This is a genomic window from Christiangramia sabulilitoris (assembly GCF_007050985.1).
Lineage (GTDB): Bacteria > Bacteroidota > Bacteroidia > Flavobacteriales > Flavobacteriaceae > Christiangramia > Christiangramia sabulilitoris.
In genome coordinates, this window is record NZ_VHSF01000001.1 from 426,984 (window position 1) to 444,937 (window position 17,954).

16 protein-coding genes are annotated in these 17,954 nt (G+C 38.5%); 10 read left to right on the forward strand and 6 right to left on the reverse strand.

Annotated features, from left to right (window positions below; translation table 11 throughout):
* Positions 1-297 carry a GNAT family N-acetyltransferase gene (locus FGM01_RS01935; RefSeq protein ID WP_143409434.1) on the forward strand — a complete coding sequence of 99 codons (297 nt, stop codon included), beginning with the start codon at positions 1-3 and terminating at the stop codon, positions 295-297.
* On the opposite strand, the gene mtaB is transcribed toward FGM01_RS01935, so the two are convergent.
* The 3 genes from mtaB to FGM01_RS01950 all read right to left on the reverse strand — a co-directional run bounded on the left by mtaB (position 294) and on the right by FGM01_RS01950 (position 3,347).
* The gene (gene mtaB / locus FGM01_RS01940; RefSeq protein ID WP_143409435.1) at positions 294-1,625 is read right to left on the reverse strand and encodes a tRNA (N(6)-L-threonylcarbamoyladenosine(37)-C(2))-methylthiotransferase MtaB; all 1,332 of its coding nucleotides are present in this window, start codon (positions 1,623-1,625) and stop codon (positions 294-296) included. The genes FGM01_RS01935 and mtaB overlap by 4 nt on opposite strands.
* Positions 1,626-1,797: 172 nt before the next feature.
* A complete protein-coding gene (locus tag FGM01_RS01945; protein WP_143409436.1) occupies positions 1,798-2,970 on the reverse strand; it encodes a GlmU family protein in 1,173 nt (390 codons plus the stop codon).
* Positions 2,971-3,092: 122 nt separating this feature from the next.
* Positions 3,093-3,347: a type B 50S ribosomal protein L31 gene (locus FGM01_RS01950; protein WP_143409437.1), complete on the reverse strand. Its 255-nt coding sequence runs from the start codon at positions 3,345-3,347 to the stop codon at positions 3,093-3,095.
* A 150-nt stretch (positions 3,348-3,497) separates the two neighbouring features.
* On the opposite strand from FGM01_RS01950, the gene FGM01_RS01955 reads away from it, so the two are divergent.
* Genes FGM01_RS01955 through FGM01_RS01970 form a run of 4 tightly spaced genes read left to right on the forward strand, consistent with a single transcriptional unit; the run spans position 3,498 to position 8,605 of the window.
* Entirely contained in the window at positions 3,498-4,028 is a 531-nt protein-coding gene (locus FGM01_RS01955) for a DUF4199 domain-containing protein (protein ID WP_143409438.1), read from the forward strand.
* A 3-nt stretch (positions 4,029-4,031) separates the two neighbouring features.
* The gene (locus tag FGM01_RS01960; protein WP_143409439.1) at positions 4,032-4,991 is read left to right on the forward strand and encodes a glycosyltransferase family 2 protein; all 960 of its coding nucleotides are present in this window, start codon (positions 4,032-4,034) and stop codon (positions 4,989-4,991) included.
* 49 nt (positions 4,992-5,040) lie between these two features.
* On the forward strand, positions 5,041-6,771 hold the full coding sequence (locus FGM01_RS01965) for a phospho-sugar mutase (protein ID WP_143409440.1): 1,731 nt from the start codon (positions 5,041-5,043) through the stop codon (positions 6,769-6,771).
* 10 nt (positions 6,772-6,781) lie between these two features.
* Complete coding sequence (locus FGM01_RS01970) at positions 6,782-8,605, forward strand: ABC transporter ATP-binding protein (protein WP_143409441.1); 1,824 nt, start codon at positions 6,782-6,784, stop codon at positions 8,603-8,605.
* Between the two features lie 11 nt (positions 8,606-8,616).
* Here FGM01_RS01970 and FGM01_RS01975 read toward each other — a convergent pair whose 3' ends face one another.
* On the reverse strand, positions 8,617-8,970 hold the full coding sequence (locus FGM01_RS01975) for a hypothetical protein (protein ID WP_143409442.1): 354 nt from the start codon (positions 8,968-8,970) through the stop codon (positions 8,617-8,619).
* A 360-nt stretch (positions 8,971-9,330) separates the two neighbouring features.
* Between FGM01_RS01975 and FGM01_RS01980 the strand changes: the two genes are divergently transcribed.
* The 3 genes from FGM01_RS01980 (at position 9,331) to FGM01_RS01990 (ending at position 10,896) form a co-directional block, all read left to right on the forward strand.
* On the forward strand, positions 9,331-9,876 hold the full coding sequence (locus tag FGM01_RS01980) for an RNA polymerase sigma factor (protein WP_143409443.1): 546 nt from the start codon (positions 9,331-9,333) through the stop codon (positions 9,874-9,876).
* Between the two features lie 112 nt (positions 9,877-9,988).
* Entirely contained in the window at positions 9,989-10,438 is a 450-nt protein-coding gene (locus FGM01_RS01985; protein ID WP_143409444.1) for a hypothetical protein, read from the forward strand.
* Positions 10,439-10,440: 2 nt separating this feature from the next.
* On the forward strand, positions 10,441-10,896 hold the full coding sequence (locus FGM01_RS01990; protein ID WP_143409445.1) for a hypothetical protein: 456 nt from the start codon (positions 10,441-10,443) through the stop codon (positions 10,894-10,896).
* A gap of 77 nt (positions 10,897-10,973) precedes the next feature.
* Here FGM01_RS01990 and FGM01_RS01995 read toward each other — a convergent pair whose 3' ends face one another.
* Positions 10,974-12,038, reverse strand: a complete 1,065-nt coding sequence (locus FGM01_RS01995) for a WD40/YVTN/BNR-like repeat-containing protein (RefSeq protein ID WP_143409446.1) — start codon at positions 12,036-12,038, stop codon at positions 10,974-10,976.
* Between the two features lie 164 nt (positions 12,039-12,202).
* Between FGM01_RS01995 and FGM01_RS02000 the strand changes: the two genes are divergently transcribed.
* Positions 12,203-13,414 carry an RsmB/NOP family class I SAM-dependent RNA methyltransferase gene (locus tag FGM01_RS02000; RefSeq protein WP_143409447.1) on the forward strand — a complete coding sequence of 404 codons (1,212 nt, stop codon included), beginning with the start codon at positions 12,203-12,205 and terminating at the stop codon, positions 13,412-13,414.
* Between the two features lie 28 nt (positions 13,415-13,442).
* Here FGM01_RS02000 and FGM01_RS02005 read toward each other — a convergent pair whose 3' ends face one another.
* Entirely contained in the window at positions 13,443-14,012 is a 570-nt protein-coding gene (locus FGM01_RS02005) for a DUF4377 domain-containing protein (protein ID WP_143409448.1), read from the reverse strand.
* 134 nt (positions 14,013-14,146) lie between these two features.
* On the opposite strand from FGM01_RS02005, the gene purL reads away from it, so the two are divergent.
* A complete protein-coding gene (gene purL, locus FGM01_RS02010) occupies positions 14,147-17,812 on the forward strand; it encodes a phosphoribosylformylglycinamidine synthase (RefSeq protein WP_143409449.1) in 3,666 nt (1,221 codons plus the stop codon).
* Positions 17,813-17,954 lie beyond the last annotated feature (142 nt).

Genomic DNA, 17,954 nt, shown 5'->3' on the forward strand with positions numbered 1-17,954 from the left:
ATGAGTATGGAAGATTTAGTGATTACAGATAATGAGTTTCTTAGACAATTCGAAACACAGATCAATGATGAGCTTGCCTGCATAGAATACTCGCAGCAAGACCGAAAGATATTTTTGACCAAGCTTAGGATGCCAGACGGCACAGAACACAGACAGGAGGATTTTATCGTGGCTGTACTCAACGAAATTAAAGAAAGAAATACCAGGGTAGTACCTACCAGCCCGGAAATTGCAGGCTACATAAGAAAACACCGTCGAAAATACAAAGATCTTCTACCAGTAGGAATTAATATTTAAACAGATACTGCTTCAGGGAATTCCTCGAATCTCACTAACCCGTCTTCGTCGATCTCAGTCAATTTTATTTTCTGAAGCGTATTTACTTTCGCAGGATCCCACGGAGCTTTAACCTTCACATAATTCTCTGTAAAACCGTGAATATAACCTTCCTTGTTTTCACCTTCAAAAAGAACCGTAAAGGAATCTCCTAACTGACTTTCATAAAACGCGCGTCGCTTTTTAGCGGAAAGACCACGTAGCATCTTACTTCTTTTCTTTCTGACTTTTAACGGCACAACACCTTCCATTTCGGCTGCGGGAGTATTATCTCTTTCAGAATAGGTGAAAACATGCAGATAAGAAATATCAAGTTCATTAAGAAAATTATATGTTTCCAGGAAATGTTCTTCTGTTTCTCCAGGAAATCCTACAATTACATCTACACCTATACACGCATGCGGCATTACTTCCCTGATTCTGCTAACCCTGTCTACATACAGATCACTCATATATCTTCTTCGCATGAGCTTTAAGATCTCATCGCTTCCACTCTGAAGTGGAATATGAAAATGAGGTACGAACGTTCTGCTTTGGGAAACAAAATCTATAGTTTCATTCTTCAATAAGTTAGGCTCAATGGAAGAAATTCTTAATCTCTCTATTCCATCAACTTCATCCAGCGCCTTTACCAGGTCTAAAAAGGTATGCTCGTGCTTCTTATTACCGAACTCTCCTTTACCATAATCCCCTATGTTAACTCCGGTTAGAACGATCTCTTTAATTCCCTGCTGCGATATTTCTGCTGCATTTTGAAGAACATTTTCCAATTTATCGCTTCGTGAGATTCCCCGGGCCAGTGGAATAGTGCAATAAGTGCATTTGTAATCACAACCATCCTGCACCTTCAGAAATGCCCTGGTACGATCCCCGATGGAATATGATCCTACGTAAAAATCTGCTTCGTCAATTTCACAGGAGTGTACTTCACCATGATCATTTTTAGTTAGGTCATTCAAGTAATCTGTGATCTTGAATTTTTCAGTAGCACCCAGTACGAGGTCCACCCCGTCTACATCAGCTAACTCTTCAGGCTTTAATTGAGCATAGCAGCCTACAGCCACCAGGTAAGCATCCTCGTTAGCTTTTTGGGCCTGTTTAACAATTGTTTTAAATCGCTTATCTGCATTTTCAGTTACAGAACAGGTATTAATTACATAAATATCTGCTTTTTCAGAAAACTCAACCCTTTCAAAACCTTCATTTTCAAAGGATCTTGCTATAGTTGATGTTTCAGAAAAGTTAAGCTTACAACCGAGTGTATAAAATGCTACTTTTTTCGCGCTCATATTGCCTCATTTATTGCCCGCTCCGGAGATTGGGGCTGCAAAGATACCAACTTAAAACGTTTCTATAAAACGATTTCCTAATTGTAATTTAAAGAAGATTAGAAACTTACAGATTAAACTATTACTGGTAAAACGAATTTACTTTCACCGCCCTAATCTGAAGAATTACAAGTTAATCCCTACGCCATTTAGCAGAATAATCAAAGGCGTGTTTCATGATTTCCCGGTCTTCGTCGCTAAGGTCTATATTTCTTCTTTTCATAACCAGTTCTGCAGTTTCCAGTGCCTTTTCCAGTTTGTAGGTAGTAGTTCCGCCACTTCCGCCCCAACTGAATCCCGGGATGAAATTTCGAGGAAAACCACTTCCAAAAATATTGGCGCTTACACCTACGACCGTCCCTGTATTGAACATAGTGTTGATCCCGCATTTACTGTGATCACCCATGATCAACCCACAAAATTGTAATCCTGTTTTTGCGAAGTTTTCGGTTTTGTAGTTCCAGAGCCTCACTTCTGCGTAATTGTTCTTTAGGTTAGAATTGTTTGAATCGGCTCCTATATTACACCACTCCCCTAATACAGAATTTCCTAAAAAGCCATCATGACCCTTGTTGGAGTTCTGAAAGAAAACAGAGTTATTCACTTCACCCCCAACCTTGCAGGATGGTCCTACCGTGGTAGGTCCATAGATCTTTGCACCCAGTTTAATCGTAGCATCCTCACATAATGCAAACGGCCCTCTAATCAAAGAACCTTCCATTATCGTTGCATTCCTGCCAATATATATAGGGCCCGTTGAAGCATTAAGCGAACAATTTTCCACTTTCGCACCTTCTTCTATGAAAATATTCTCTGGAGATCTTACAAAATTAGATTCATCTATAACCTGAGATTCACGACCCGCGGTAACCAAAGAAAAATCCATTTCCAACGCCTGGCCATTTTTCGAAAAAATATCCCAGGTATTCAAAACCATTAAAATATCTGAATTAAACTCTACAGAGTTCAATGAATCTACATCAATCTTAGTGTCTCCTTTCTGAAAATATGCGATGACCTGATCTTTATAAACTAAAGCGTCCCCATTCTGCAAACTTTTAACCTTTGCTGCCAGTTCTCTGGTAGGAATTACTGAAGAATTTATGCAGATGTTCTCTTTATCTATTTTGAGCGGCCATTTTGCACTTAGGTGGTCTTCTGTGTTAGTTGAAGTTGTTGCACCTAAAAGTTTTTCCCATTTTTCTCTGAAGGTTAAAATTCCTATTCTAATTTCTGCAACAGGTCTGGTAAAAGTAAAAGGCAAAAGATCCTCTCTGGCAGGACCATCAAAAAGAATATAATTCATCGACATTGAAATTTTATCAAAAATAGCAGTTCCCTGTTAATCTTAAAGGATTTGCTACAAAATCATTAATGCAAAAAAGCCGCTGAATAGCGGCTTTATATATCTTGAAAAGACCAGAAAAATTACTTTTTCTTGAATTTTGAGTATTTGTTCTTAAACTTGTCAATTCTACCTGCACTATCCACAAGCTTGGTTTGTCCTGTGTAGTAAGGGTGAGAAGTTCTGGAGATCTCCAGTTTTACCAACGGGTATTCAGTTCCGTCAACTTCAATACTTTCTTTTGTTTTTGCAGTAGACTTTGTAATAAATACGTCATCATTAGACATATCTTTAAAAGCTACTAATCTATAATTTTCCGGATGGATTCCCTGCTTCATCGCTTTGATCTTTTAATTTTCGAGGTGCAAATTTAATTAATAAGTTCTCAACTACAAACTAAATTGCAAAAAGTTTTTCCTGATTTTAGAATGTAACGTTTTCCTATATTTGTTAACTAACTGCTAAACTAATCAAACTTCAATTAAACAATGGAAAAACCAGCTAAAAAAATTTCTACGTCCTACGGCCTGTACCTGGGAATATCTTTGATCCTGATCGTTGTTCTTGCCTACGCCTTCGATTTGAGCCTATTCACCAAATGGTGGTTTGGCATATCATTACTACTCTTCGTGGTAATTATGGCAAGTATGGCTACAAGCAAAGCTAAAAAGGCCAGCACTAGTTTATTTAAATTTAAAGATGCCTTTGGAGCATATTTTCTAACAGTATTTATTGGAACTTTTATTTCTTTGTTGTTCGGAATTATCCTTTTCAATTTTGTAGATTCTGAAGCTGCTGAGACCTTAACTGAACTCACAATTGAATCTACCAGAGATATGATGGAAGGTTTTGGAGCTCCGGAAGCTCAAATCAACGAAACCTTGCAGCAATTACAGGAGGAAAATCAGTACTCACTCCTAAATCAGCTGAAAGGATATGGTTTTCAGTTAATTATGTATGCTGTAATAGGATTAATTGTAGCATTGGTTTTCAAAGAAAAAGACACCACTAACGCATAATAAATGCAGATATCGGTTGTAATACCACTTCTTAACGAAGAACAATCTCTAGTAGAATTATATAATTGGATCGTAAAGGTTTTACGATCCAATTCCTTTTCTTACGAAATCATTTTTATAGATGACGGCAGCACAGATGGCTCATGGAAGACTATTGAAGCATTAGCAAAAAGTGATGACCGGGTAAAAGGAATAAGATTTAATCGTAATTACGGAAAATCCCAGGCCCTGCATGCAGGTTTTTTAAAAGCCGAAGGGGATGTTGTGATCACTATGGATGCCGATTTGCAGGATAATCCTGAAGAGATCCCGGAGCTATACGATATGATCATTAAAGAGAAAAATGATCTTGTATCGGGATGGAAAAAGAAAAGGTATGATAATGTAATTACCAAAAATATCCCTTCTAAGATATTCAATGCCGCCGCGCGGAAAACTTCTGGGGTGAAACTACATGATTTTAATTGCGGCCTCAAAGCCTACCGCAGAGAAGTTATCAAAAATATAGATGTATATGGTGAAATGCACCGATACATTCCTGTACTCGCAAAGAATGCCGGTTTCTCCAGGATTAGTGAGAAAGAAGTGCAGCATCAGGCCCGTAAATACGGCACCACCAAATTCGGGGTAAACAGATTCATTTACGGCTTTCTGGATTTGATTAGCATTTGGTTTCTTTCAAAATTTGGCAGAAGACCTATGCATTTATTTGGTGCCTTGGGAGTACTTATGTTCATCATTGGATTCTTTACTGCTGGCTGGATAGGCCTATCCAAATTATATAAGCTTTACCACGGGATACCAAATATACTTGTGGTAGATAATCCATGGTTTTATATTGCATTAATCGTTATGGTAATTGGGACCCAGTTTTTTCTCGCAGGGTTCGTAGGTGAACTTATCCTGAGATCTAAAAGAGATAAGGATCGATACCTAATTAAGAAAACCACCCCTAATATTTAGGGGCTTTCAGGTTTTAATCATTATTTTTGCCAAGCAAAACAATCTAATTATGTCTACTATTAAACCGGAAATTCTGCAAAAGGCGGAAGAATGGCTTACCGATATTTTTGATGCCGATACTAAGGCTGAAATAAACAGACTCATCGAGGAAAATCCGAAAGAACTTGAAGAAAGTTTTTATAAAAACGCTGAATTCGGCACTGGCGGGATGAGAGGCGTAATGGGTGTTGGTACAAATCGAATTAACAGGTATACCCTTGGGAAAAATACCCAGGGACTTTCAGATTATTTAAAAAGATCATTTCCCGGCACAGATCTAAAGGTAGCTATTGCTTACGATTGTAGAAACAACAGCCAGGAACTGGCAAAGGTTGTGGCAGATGTATTTTCTGCAAACGGCATAAAAGTTTTTCTTTTTTCAGAATTAAGACCAACCCCGGAACTTTCTTTTGCAGTAAAATATTTAGATTGTCAATGCGGAATTGTTTTAACCGCGAGCCATAATCCTCCGGAATATAATGGCTACAAAGTTTACTGGGCTGATGGAGGCCAGTTGGTTCCGCCACAGGATGCAGAATTGATCGAAACTATTAATAATCTAGATTATGCAGCTGTTAAATTTGACGCAAACGAAAACCTTATTGAAAAGATCGACTCAGATGTGGATAAGGCTTTTGCAGAAGCTTCGGTAAAAAACGGGAGCTTTGATATTCCTCCTGCTAACCGGGATGAACTTAAGATCGTTTTTACTTCCTTACATGGAACCTCGATCACTATGGTTCCTGAAGTACTTGAAAAAGCCGGTTTTAACAAAGTACATATCGTAGAGGAACAAAGAGAACCTAACGGGAATTTCCCAACCGTACAATCCCCAAATCCGGAAGAACCGGAAGCATTGAAGATGGCACTTGATATCGCAGAAAAAGAAAATGCTGATATCGTAATTGGAACAGATCCTGATTGTGACCGTTTAGGAATTGCCGTAAGAGATCTTGATGGCGAGATGATTCTGCTTAATGGAAATCAAACCATGCTGGTCATGACGTGGTTCCTGCTTGATCAATGGAAAAGAGCAGGCAAACTTAAAGGAAATGAATTTGTCGCCTCAACCATAGTTTCCACTCCAATGCTCAAGAACCTTACCGAGGCCTTCGGAGTAAAATACATGGAAGTGCTTACCGGGTTTAAATGGATCGCTAAACTTATAAAAGACCATCCAGAAATGGAATTTATTGGTGGCGGTGAAGAAAGTTTTGGTTATATGGTTGGCGAGTTTGTTCGAGATAAAGATGCCGTGACCGCTACTCTACTCGCCTGCGAGATCGCAGCCATGATGAAAGGACAGGGAAGTTCATTTTATGAGAAATTACTTCAGCTATATACCCAGTACGGTTTATACCGCGAAGAACTAATTTCTCTGGTAAAAAAAGGTATAAAAGGCGAACAGGAGATCAAGCAAATGCTAATCGACCTGCGTGAAAACCCATGGGACGAAATAGACGGTGAGAAGGTTGTTCTAATTGAAGATTATAAATTATCTGTCGCCAGGAATATCCAGGACCGTACTGAAAAAACCATCGATATACCCAAATCTAATGTGCTCATATATTACACTGAAGAGGGCACCAAGATCGCGGCCAGACCAAGTGGAACGGAGCCAAAGATCAAGTTTTATATCAGTGTAAACTCAGATCTGGATTCGGTGGAAAATTACCGTGAAGAAGATCAAAAACTTAGTGATAAAATTGCCCGGATTAGAGAAGAATTACAACTGGGCTAACAAAATATAAATGACCTACTTCAGGAAAATACTTCAATTCGCAATTCCTTATAAGCGATTTGCGATACTGAATATTATTTGCAATGTTTTATATGCAATCTTCAGCACCCTATCCTTTATCGCGCTTATTCCTGTAATCCAGGTTCTGTTCGATAAGACAAAGCGGGTTTCCCGGAAACCGGTTTGGGATGGCATAGGAAGCGCCAAGGACTATGTAACAGATTATTTCAATTACCAGGTCACACAAAGAGTGAACGAAGATGAAGTTGCTGCGCTGGTTTTTATTTGTGGGATCGTAGTATTACTGTTTTTTCTAAAAAACTTTTTTGGTTATCTAAGTTCGTTCTTTCTTACTTTTTTGCGCAACGGGGTACTTCGAGATCTTCGGGATGCTATGTATAAGAAAATCTTAGCCTTGCCGGTCTCCTACTTTTCTGAAAAGAAAAAAGGGGATACAATTTCCAGGATCACGGCAGATGTTAACGAAGTACAGACTTCATTTCTTTCTATTTTAGAATTGATCGTTAGGGAACCTTTAACTATTCTCTTCACTATCATCGCAATGCTTTTAATGAGTGCCAAGCTGACGCTTTTTGTTTTTCTGTTTCTTCCCGTAGCCGGTTTTATAATCTCTGTTATAGGTAAGAAATTAAAAAAACAATCGAACCTGGCTCAGGAAGAAAACGGTCATTTTCTAAGTATAGTCGAAGAAACTCTTTCCAGCCTTAAGATCGTTAAAGGATTTAATGCCGAGGATAAGTTCTACAAACGTTTTCAGCAATCCACTAACCGATTGAATCATATTCTCAACCAATTGGTGAACCGCCAGAATATGGCATCCCCAACAAGTGAGTTCCTGGGAATTTTTGTAATTGTGATCATTCTATGGTTCGGCGGAAATATGGTACTTGTAGAGGGCAGCCTTGATGCGGCCACCTTTATTGCTTTTTTAGGTCTTGCCTATAATATCCTTACTCCTGCCAAGCAAATTTCCAAGGCCACTTACAGCGTTAAAAAAGGGGACGCTGCCGCAGAAAGGATACTTGCAGTACTGGAAACTCCATCCTCGATTACAGACGCTCCAAACGCAATAGATAAAAAGACATTTGACTCTGAGATAAGTATTGAGAATATTAATTTTAAATACGAAAAGGAGAAGGTATTAAAGAACTTTAGCATTAGCGTACCTAAAGGTCAGACGGTAGCCCTGGTTGGACAGTCAGGTTCAGGAAAGTCTACCATAGCGAACCTTATTACCAGGTTCTATGACGTGAATGAAGGCGCCATAAAAATCGACGGGATAGATATAAGGCAGATCACAAAGGTTTCATTAAGAAATTTGATGGGACTGGTTACCCAGGACTCGATCCTTTTTAATGACAGTATTAGAAATAATCTTTCCCTGGGGAAAGAAAATGCTACAGATGAAGAGATCATAGATGCCCTCAAGATCGCGAATGCCTGGGAATTTGTAAAAGAGCTTCCTGCGGGACTGGATACCAATATTGGAGATAGCGGAAATAAACTAAGCGGCGGACAAAAGCAACGTCTTTCTATTGCCAGAGCCGTACTTAAAAATCCACCGGTCATGATCCTGGATGAAGCAACATCTGCCCTGGATACTGAAAGTGAAAAACTCGTACAGAAAGCTTTGGAGAATATGATGAAAAATCGAACTTCTGTTGTGATCGCACACCGGTTATCTACTATACAAAATGCAGATAAAATTATTGTAATGCAACGTGGTGAAATCGTGGAACAGGGAAAACATGCTGATCTAATTGCTGCCAACGGTGCATACAGGAAACTGGTCGAGATGCAGTCGTTCGACTAATAATTTTAAAGTCAAACCTTATTAAGTTCCCCGGAAACTAAAGCTTTTGGATAACTTGCCTTAATAAAGGGGAATTTTCCAAAGAATTTTTTACCATCCTTTCTTTTCAAAATGACAGTTTTCTCATCATTACCTGAAGGCTTAATTTTAGAGACAACAACCTGGGTTCCTTTAAGATCATTAAAATTAAGCATCCCAACTTGCTTAAGAATAAAATTTGAAGGTGGTAATTTAATTTGAGCGTAGCCATATTGTTGGGCCTCCCCGATCTCCAGGGTTTCCCCTACAACAACTTCTGGAATCTCCTGAGCGTGTGCAGATATACTAATAAAGAATCCAAATAATAAAGAAAGAATAGTTTTCATATCGTGAATTTTAATTTGAAGATTTCAGATTGTGCAAAAATAAAAAAATGGATGACCTAAGTAGGTATCATCCATTTTTTAGAAATTATCCTCTCTTTGGGGCAAGTGAGAATAATGCGATTAAATCATTTTTGTTTGAGGCAAAAAAAAGTTTAATTCATTTCTATATCGTAAAGTTAAAAAATATATTGGTTTAGCCAAAAAATAGTTGCCTTTTATCTTATAAAAATGCATTTAATCGATAAAACGACTTGTTAAAAGATATAAAATCCTACAAATCAGTCCTTAAGAAATTACCTTCTCACTAATTCTTGTTTTCAATATCTTTACAGAATCTAAACTGACACATAACTACCTGAATTGCACAATCCGGAAGATCACTTTATAAAAAGATTGCAGGAAAGCTCCACTTCCCAGGAGGCTTTCAGGGAACTTATATCCACTTATAAAGAACGACTTTACTGGCATATCAGGAATATGGTCAAAGATCATGACGATACAGATGATATTCTGCAGAACACTTTTGTAAAAATCTATAAAAACATAGGTAAGTTCAAGGGCGATAGTAAACTGTACAGCTGGATGTATCGAATAGCAACTAATGAATCTATTACTTTTCTGAACAAAAAGGCGCGAAGATTGCATATCACTTCAGAAGAGTTGAAAGATCAAATCATAGACAACCTGGAAAGTGATGTTTATTTTGACGGTGATGAAATCAAATTAAAACTCCAGAGGGCTATAGCGCTGCTTCCGGAAAAACAACAACAGGTATTTAACATGAAATACTTCGAAGAATTAAAGTACCGGGAAATGGCCGAAATCCTTGAAACAAGTGAAGGTGCCTTAAAAGCTTCCTATCATATAGCTTCGAAAAAAATAGAAGAATATTTAAAGTCTAATTAAACCATTTACTGAAATTATAGTCAAAGAATCGATGAACTCCAATAGATCCAACATATCAAAAGCTGGTTTTAAAGTTCCTGAAAATTATTTCGGGAACTTAGAGGATAGGCTCATGAGAAATATCGAAGAGCAGGAATCAAAGGAGTTTTTACCTGGCGACAGTGGCTTTACTGTGCCTGATGGTTATTTTGAGCAATTGGAGAATAGAATTCTTTCAAAGCTGGAGACTCATAACCCTAAGGTGATTAAGCTTTTTAAGAGAGAATATTTGTTTTATGCAGCTGCAGTTGCCGCTATTTTTGCACTTTTTCTTGGAGACTTTTTCAAATCTGATCCTGTTCAAACTATGGGTTGGGATGATATAGAGGTTTCAGCGATGGAAAATTATATAGAAGAAGGCTATGAAATGGGATATTTTGAATTAAATACCGCAGATTACCCTGATTTCATATTAAATCAAGAACAATTAGTAAGCGAGGAAGATTTTAATAGCGTAGACTCTGATGCTGCTTTAGATTATATTGATGAACATGCAGAAGACCCGATTTATATTTTAGAATAACTATGAAAAACTTAATCTTAATTATTTGTTTCCTTTTTACAGCCTTTTCGATGGGCGCCCAGGAGGAAAATAAAGAGGAACAAAGGGAAAGAATAAAGGCTTTAAAAGTTGCTTATTTCACTCAGGAATTAAAACTAAATGAAAAAACTGCTGAGAAATTCTGGCCTATTTATAATGAATATGAGAGGGAGAGGCGTGAGTTGCACAGAAGAGAACATATTGAACTAAAAAATGTTGAATGCATTTCAGAAAATGAAGCGGAAGATCTAATTGATGAGTTCCTTAGTGTAGAAAGTGAAGAATATAAAATTAAAAAACAGCTGTTCAAAGATCTTAAGCAGATCATTTCAGCAAAAGATATTATAAAACTGCATAAGCTGGAAGATGAATTCCATAAAAAGCTTATCAAGGAATACCGCTCTAAACGAGAGAAGAAAGATTCTAATAGTAGTGAGTAGAGATTCTATTCATATTTAGTTTTTGGTTAGTTAGTAGTTAATGATCCGGCAGATGAAAATCTTCCGGATCATTTCTTTTAATCAAATATTAAGCGCGCGATCCTGCCCTTTCCGGCTGCATAAGCTAAAGTATCATTTACAAACCTCAAGGTATAAAAACCTTCATCTGAAAGCTTTTTCCAAGAGGCACCAGAATCCTTAGAATAGTGTATACCGGTAAATCCCGTAGCAACCATTGCTTTACCTCCAGAATTGGGGACATACCTTACAGAACTTTTATAGCCCGGCTCCTGCCCTTCTGCGATCAATTGCCACGTTTTTCCACCATCCCTGGTGATTGCCTTATTTGCAGATGTATTTTCAGGTTTGGTATAATCCCCGCCAATAATGACCCCGTTCCTATCGTCGTAAAAATCTATACTATAACCCCCAGTTGTTTCTTCACCCTGTATTAGCGGAGTATCATAAATTTCCCAGCTTTTTCCGCGATCAGGAGAATATAAAACTCTAGACTTTTTACCTCCGGTTAGTATCCAGGTATTGTCATCCAGTACAGCTATATTAGAATTACTGGCTGCAAAAGCAGCTTCGCCTTGCAACGATGCGGGTAGGCTATCACATGTGATTTTATTCCAGCTGTTCCCTCCATTCCTCGTGGTAATAATCGAGATACATCCATCTATAGGATCCCCCATGGCGATCCCTTCCAGATCGTTCCAGAAGATCATGGAATCATAAAAAACATTTTCGTTTTCTTCTTTATAAACCAGCTCCATACTACCTTTATCTCCGGTTTTATAAAGCAATGCCGGGTTGGCAACGCTTAACATGAAAAAATCATTGGAGGTACTTGCAACTGCCCTGAATTCAGGTTTTATGGTGTCAAAATTCTGTGTGCTTATCTTCCACTTTTCACTCTGGGAATTATATAAACCATATGTGCCATGATTTGCCGCGAAAGCCAGATTATCTCCCATCACCTGGATGGCCCTAATACTAAGTGAATCATCTTCTAAGATAATTTCACTTGCTACAGATTCAAATGTTTTTGTCTCTTCCTGCTCTACCCGGGAAGATCTTACTTCATTATTATTTTTACAGGCAAATGTTAATAGTATAAGTAATAAGCTAATTCTTTTCATTTGTTTTTTTTTGATCATTTTGAAGTTGTGGCTAGCATCTATTTAAATCTGAGAACTGCCCTAAAAGGCATAATTTGTTATGCATCCAATCTCCTTAGAATTTGATCCAAATATAAATTAATCCGTTTCAAAAAAACGTAACTTTGCCGACTTAAAGAATTTTTATGCGCCTACACAGGAATCTTGTTTTTGCTACCATCGATGCATTATCTGAAATTTTCAATGAAGGGAAATATGCCGACAAGGTAATAGAAAAAACACTGAAGAGAGATAAACGCTGGGGATCCCGGGATCGAAGTTTTATAGCTGAAACCACCTACGACATTGTAAGATGGAAAAGATTATATGCTGAAATTGCTGAAGTAAAAGAACCTTTTAAAAGAGAAGATCTTTTTAGAATGTTCGCTGTTTGGTGTGTGCTTAGAGGTGTAACAATTCCAGATTGGCCTCAATTTGAAAAAACTCCTGAAAGACGTATCAAGGGAAGGTTTGATGAGTTGAGCAGAATTAGAAAATTTAGAGAATCTGTTCCAGATTGGATGGATGAATTAGGGGAACAAGAATTGGGGGAAAAAGTATGGACAAAGGAGATTCATGCCCTAAACGAGCAGGCTCCGGTGGTAATACGGGCAAACAAATTAAAAACGACCCCGAAGGATCTTGCAGCATTACTAAGTGAGGAAGGTTTCGAAACTTCCAATTTAAAAAATTATCCGGAAGCCCTAGAATTAAAGGAGCGTGGAAACATTTTTCGTACCAAGGCATTCCAGGATGGTTTGTTCGAGGTACAGGATGCCAGCTCACAAAGAGTTGCAGAATTTCTGGATGTACAACCGGGTATGCGGGTAGTAGATACCTGTGCCGGAGCCGGTGGTAAGACCTTGCATCTTGCCGCCCTGATGGAAAATAAAGGCCAGATCATTGCCCTTGACATCTATGGTAATAAACTGAAGGAGTTAAAACGAAGAGCAAAACGAGCCGGAGCGCATAATGTGGAAACCAGAAGCATAGATTCCACCAAGGTTATTAAGAAATTATATAACTCTGCAGATCGGGTACTTATAGATGCTCCCTGCAGTGGACTGGGTGTTTTAAGTAGAAACCCCGACGCGAAATGGAAATTGCAGCCAGATTTCCTGGATAAGATCAGAAATACCCAACTGGAAATACTGGAACAGTATTCTAAAATTGTAAAAAAAGGTGGAAAACTGGTATATGCAACCTGTTCTGTTCTACCTTCTGAAAATCAGAAACAGGTTCAGAAATTTCTCAAAACAGAAGCCGGCAAAGAATTTAAATTACTCCGTGAGAAAAGTATACTATCCAGTGAGAGTGGTTATGATGGCTTTTATATGGCTTCTCTTCATAAGGAATAAATAAAAGCGACCTTTCCAGGTCGCTTTTTTATTTAAGTTCGATCAGCTTAATTTTTCGGTCACCTTCGTGCTGAAAAATCCCGCTTACTTCTTCTTCGGTTTCCAGGCGACTGGTCAATTCATCGCAAAGAGTATCACAATTTATTTCGTATTCCTGTATTAAACTGGGCGCACTACCTTCTGTAGTATGTACAAAATTCTCTCCATTCCACTTAAGCCGGATTTCGAAAATCTCGTTGCTTGAAACAGGATTTTTTGCTACCACGCTATGCAATATATATTTAAAAGCAGACGCATCCTGAGGAGGATCCTGCACTGATTTTTTAATCACTTTCAAATCATATATATACCCGGGTTTATAATTAAATCCTTCAATTTCATCATAAAAATATTTCCAATCTGCACCTCCAATACTCTCATTCTCCTGTGCCAGCAATACTAGTAAAGGATAAGATCCAAAGGCGGTTTGTTGAAAATGATTTATACGCATTTCTATTAAAACTCTATCCTGCTCGTTTTCACCCACAAGGGAACATGAATTTGCTCCTGCAAACAATACAATGACAAGCACGAAAAGGTGAATAAATTTGAAATGCATTGGAAAAATTAATTGTCCTTATTAAGGTACATATAAAGACCAGAAATAAAAACTTAAGTTTCCCAAAATTTTTAATCTACCCAAGAAAAAATCCTAAATTTGTGCCTTTGCAAAACAACACAAACACAACCTAGATGATCCTTTTCTTCGGAAACCAAACTACCAAGATCTTTGCTGTGGAAACACACTCAGAACTTTCAGCTCAGGAAATATCAAAACTTAACTGGCTTTTTGGAAACACTTTACAAATACATAAATCTGCTCTGGCAGATTTTTTTGTTGGACCACGTGCCGCAATGATCACTCCCTGGAGTACCAATGCTGTAGAAATTACCCAGAATATGGGTATACACGGCCTGATTAGAATAGAGGAATTTCTAAGGGTTGATAAGAATTTCCATGATTTTGATCCTATGCTCTCACAGAAATATGACGGGCTTGATCAGGATATTTTTGATATTCATATTAATCCTGCGCCAATCATCGAAGTTGAAGATATCAATGCATTCAACCAGCAGGAAGGACTATCTTTAAACCATGAAGAAGTTGCCTATCTTGAAGGATTAGCAAAAAAGGTGGGCAGGAAACTTACAGACTCGGAAGTCTTCGGGTTTTCCCAGGTTAATTCAGAACATTGTCGTCATAAAATTTTCAATGGTAAGTTTATTATTGATGGAGAAGAAAAAGAAGAATCCTTGTTCAAACTTATTAGAAAAACTTCTGAAGAGAATCCCAATGAAATAGTATCGGCATATAAAGACAATGTGGCTTTTGTAAATGGTCCGAGAGTGGAACAATTTGCACCCAAAGCTCCAGATGTCCCTGAATATTACCAGGTGACAGATTTTGACTCTGTTATTTCACTTAAGGCAGAAACCCATAATTTCCCCACTACGGTAGAACCTTTTAACGGAGCTGCTACGGGAAGTGGTGGTGAAATTCGAGACCGCCTTGCCGGAGGTAAAGGATCACTCCCGCTTGCCGGAACTGCCGTATATATGACTTCATATTCCCGACTTAATAAAGATCGAAAGTGGGAAAATGGAATGAAAGAAAGGGATTGGCTTTACCAGACTCCCATGGATATTCTGATTAAAGCTTCTAATGGAGCTTCAGATTTCGGCAACAAATTCGGTCAGCCTTTGATCTCAGGATCTGTTTTAACCTTTGAACACCAGGAACATGACCGGTCTTTAGGATATGATAAAGTGATCATGCTTGCCGGTGGGATTGGTTACGGTAAAAAGGAACAGGCATTAAAAGATGTGCCAAATAAAGGCGATAAAATTGTGGTCCTGGGTGGTGAAAATTATCGAATTGGTATGGGCGGTGCTGCCGTTTCTTCAGCAGATACAGGTGCCTTTAGCAGTGGTATAGAATTAAATGCAATTCAGCGTTCAAATCCCGAAATGCAGAAGCGAGCGGCCAATGCCGTACGTGGTATGGTTGAAAGTGAAAAAAATCCTATCGTCTCCATTCATGATCATGGTGCCGGTGGACATTTAAATTGCCTGAGTGAACTGGTGGAAGAAAAAGGAGGTAAAATAGACCTCGATGCTTTACCGGTTGGAGACCCTACCCTTTCTGCAAAAGAAATCATAGGAAATGAATCCCAGGAAAGAATGGGCCTTGTAATTGGTGAAGCAGAAATTGCGCAACTAAAACGGGTTGCAGATCGGGAAAGATCGCCTATGTATGAAGTTGGAGATGTTACCGGTGATTACAGGTTCACTTTTGAAGGTAAAAAATCTGGTGAAAAGCCCATGGATCTTGATTTATCTGATATGTTTGGAAGTTCTCCCAAAACCATAATGACAGACAAATCGGTAAAAAGAAACTACGAAGAAGTAAGCTATCAAACTTCAAAGATCCACGAATACCTGGAACAGGTATTACAATTAGAATCTGTAGCCTGCAAAGACTGGTTAACCAATAAGGTAGATCGTTGTGTTTCTGGTAGAGTAGCTAAACAACAAACTGCGGGGCCGCTACAATTACCCCTGAATAACTGTGGTGTAATGGCTCTTGACTATAAAGGAAAAGAAGGCGTGGCGACCTCAATTGGTCACTCTCCCGTATCTGCACTTGTAGATCCCGTTGCCGGTTCGAAAAACTCTATCGCTGAGGCTTTATCAAATATCATTTGGGCTCCATTGGAAAAAGGTTTAAAATCAATCTCTCTTTCCGCCAACTGGATGTGGCCATGTAATAATGAAGGTGAAGATGCGAGACTATATGAGGCTGTGGAAGGAATCTCAAAATTTGCCATTTCCTTAGGCATAAATGTTCCTACCGGGAAAGATTCCCTGTCTATGAAGCAGCGCTACAAGGACCGCGAAGTGATTTCCCCGGGTACTGTAATTATTTCTGCTGCCGGGCATTGTAATGATATCACCAAAGTAGTTGAACCCGTTCTTCAAAAGAACGGCGGGGACATATATTATATCAACCTGTCTCAGGATGAATTTAAACTTGGCGGTTCGTCTTTTGCTCAAATTCTAAATAAAGTAGGAAATGCAGTCCCAACCATAAAGGATGATAAAAAATTCGCAGCTGCTTTTAATACCGTTCAGAAACTTATAAAACAGAACCTGATCCTTGCCGGTCACGATATAGCTTCAGGTGGATTAATCACCAGTCTTTTAGAAATGTGCTTTGCCGATGTAAATCTTGGAGCTGAATTCGATCTTTCTAAAGTAGGCGAAAAGGATATCATAAAACTCCTTTTCAATGAGAACTGCGGAATTATTTTTCAGGCAAAAAATGATTTGATAGAAGATATTCTGAAGGAAGATAAAATTGAATTTTTCAAGATCGGTAAAGTAACTGAAGGTTCAAGTTTAAGGATTAAAAATTTCGGTGCAGACCTCACTTTTAATATTCCGGAATTAAGAGATACCTGGTACAAAACATCTTTCCTTCTGGATGAACACCAAAGCGGAATCGACAAGGCCACCGAGCGTTACCATAATTATAGAGAACAGCCACTTGAGTTCAGGTTCCCGGAGCATTTTACCGGCAAACTACCTGAAATAGATCCTTCAAAACCAAGAATAAAAGCTGCTATAATTCGGGAAAAAGGTTCAAATTCTGAAAGAGAGATGGCCCGGGCAATGTTCCTCGCCGGTTTCGACGTTAAGGATGTTCACATGACCGATCTGATTTCTGGCCGGGAAACTCTGGAAGATATACAGTTCATAGCTGCTGTGGGAGGATTCTCAAATTCAGATGTCCTGGGAAGTGCTAAAGGCTGGGCCGGAGCTTTTCTATATAATGCAAAAGCGAAAGAAGCCCTGGATAAATTCTTTGCTAGAAAAGACACGTTATCTTTAGGAGTGTGTAACGGTTGCCAGCTTTTTATTGAACTTGGTTTAATCAACCCGGAGCACAAACAGAAGCCAAAAATGCTTCATAATGAATCTCATAAATTTGAATGCAATTTCACTTCAGTAGAAATTCAGGAAAATAATTCAGTGATGCTTTCAAGCCTGGCCGGTTCAAAACTTGGAATCTGGGCGGCCCATGGTGAAGGGAAATTCAGTTTTCCGTATGAGGAAGAAAAATATAATATCCCTGGCAAATACGGATATGAGGGCTACCCGGCAAATCCAAATGGTTCTCATTTTAATGCGGCAATGCTCACAGATGAAACCGGTCGACACCTGGTCATGATGCCTCACCTGGAACGATCAACCTTTCAGTGGAATTGGGCCCATTATCCAAAAAACAGAAAAGATGAAGTTTCTCCATGGCTGGAAGGATTCGTCAATGCCAGGAAATGGCTGGAAGAAAAGATTTGATAAAAAGAGAAAGGAGCCAAATGGCTCCTTTTTTTTTGTCTTTAATTTCGGTTCTTATTTATACTCCCATAATCAGAACTGAACCGATTATAAAATTAAGTTTATTCAAAATATCTTTTTTAAGATTTGACCTAATTCAAAA

Excerpts from the sequence above, each read along its gene's own strand:
- FGM01_RS01935 (WP_143409434.1), top strand. The coding sequence starts at position 1 with ATGAGTATGGAAGATTTAGTGATTACAGATAATGAGTTTCTTAGACAA.
- mtaB (WP_143409435.1), bottom strand. The coding sequence starts at position 1,625 with ATGAGCGCGAAAAAAGTAGCATTTTATACACTCGGTTGTAAGCTTAAC.
- FGM01_RS01945 (WP_143409436.1), bottom strand. The coding sequence starts at position 2,970 with ATGAATTATATTCTTTTTGATGGTCCTGCCAGAGAGGATCTTTTGCCT.
- FGM01_RS01950 (WP_143409437.1), bottom strand. The coding sequence starts at position 3,347 with ATGAAGCAGGGAATCCATCCGGAAAATTATAGATTAGTAGCTTTTAAA.
- FGM01_RS01955 (WP_143409438.1), top strand. The coding sequence starts at position 3,498 with ATGGAAAAACCAGCTAAAAAAATTTCTACGTCCTACGGCCTGTACCTG.
- FGM01_RS01960 (WP_143409439.1), top strand. The coding sequence starts at position 4,032 with ATGCAGATATCGGTTGTAATACCACTTCTTAACGAAGAACAATCTCTA.
- FGM01_RS01965 (WP_143409440.1), top strand. The coding sequence starts at position 5,041 with ATGTCTACTATTAAACCGGAAATTCTGCAAAAGGCGGAAGAATGGCTT.
- FGM01_RS01970 (WP_143409441.1), top strand. The coding sequence starts at position 6,782 with ATGACCTACTTCAGGAAAATACTTCAATTCGCAATTCCTTATAAGCGA.
- FGM01_RS01975 (WP_143409442.1), bottom strand. The coding sequence starts at position 8,970 with ATGAAAACTATTCTTTCTTTATTATTTGGATTCTTTATTAGTATATCT.
- FGM01_RS01985 (WP_143409444.1), top strand. The coding sequence starts at position 9,989 with ATGAGAAATATCGAAGAGCAGGAATCAAAGGAGTTTTTACCTGGCGAC.
- FGM01_RS01990 (WP_143409445.1), top strand. The coding sequence starts at position 10,441 with ATGAAAAACTTAATCTTAATTATTTGTTTCCTTTTTACAGCCTTTTCG.
- FGM01_RS01995 (WP_143409446.1), bottom strand. The coding sequence starts at position 12,038 with ATGAAAAGAATTAGCTTATTACTTATACTATTAACATTTGCCTGTAAA.
- FGM01_RS02000 (WP_143409447.1), top strand. The coding sequence starts at position 12,203 with ATGCGCCTACACAGGAATCTTGTTTTTGCTACCATCGATGCATTATCT.
- FGM01_RS02005 (WP_143409448.1), bottom strand. The coding sequence starts at position 14,012 with ATGCATTTCAAATTTATTCACCTTTTCGTGCTTGTCATTGTATTGTTT.
- purL (WP_143409449.1), top strand. The coding sequence starts at position 14,147 with ATGATCCTTTTCTTCGGAAACCAAACTACCAAGATCTTTGCTGTGGAA.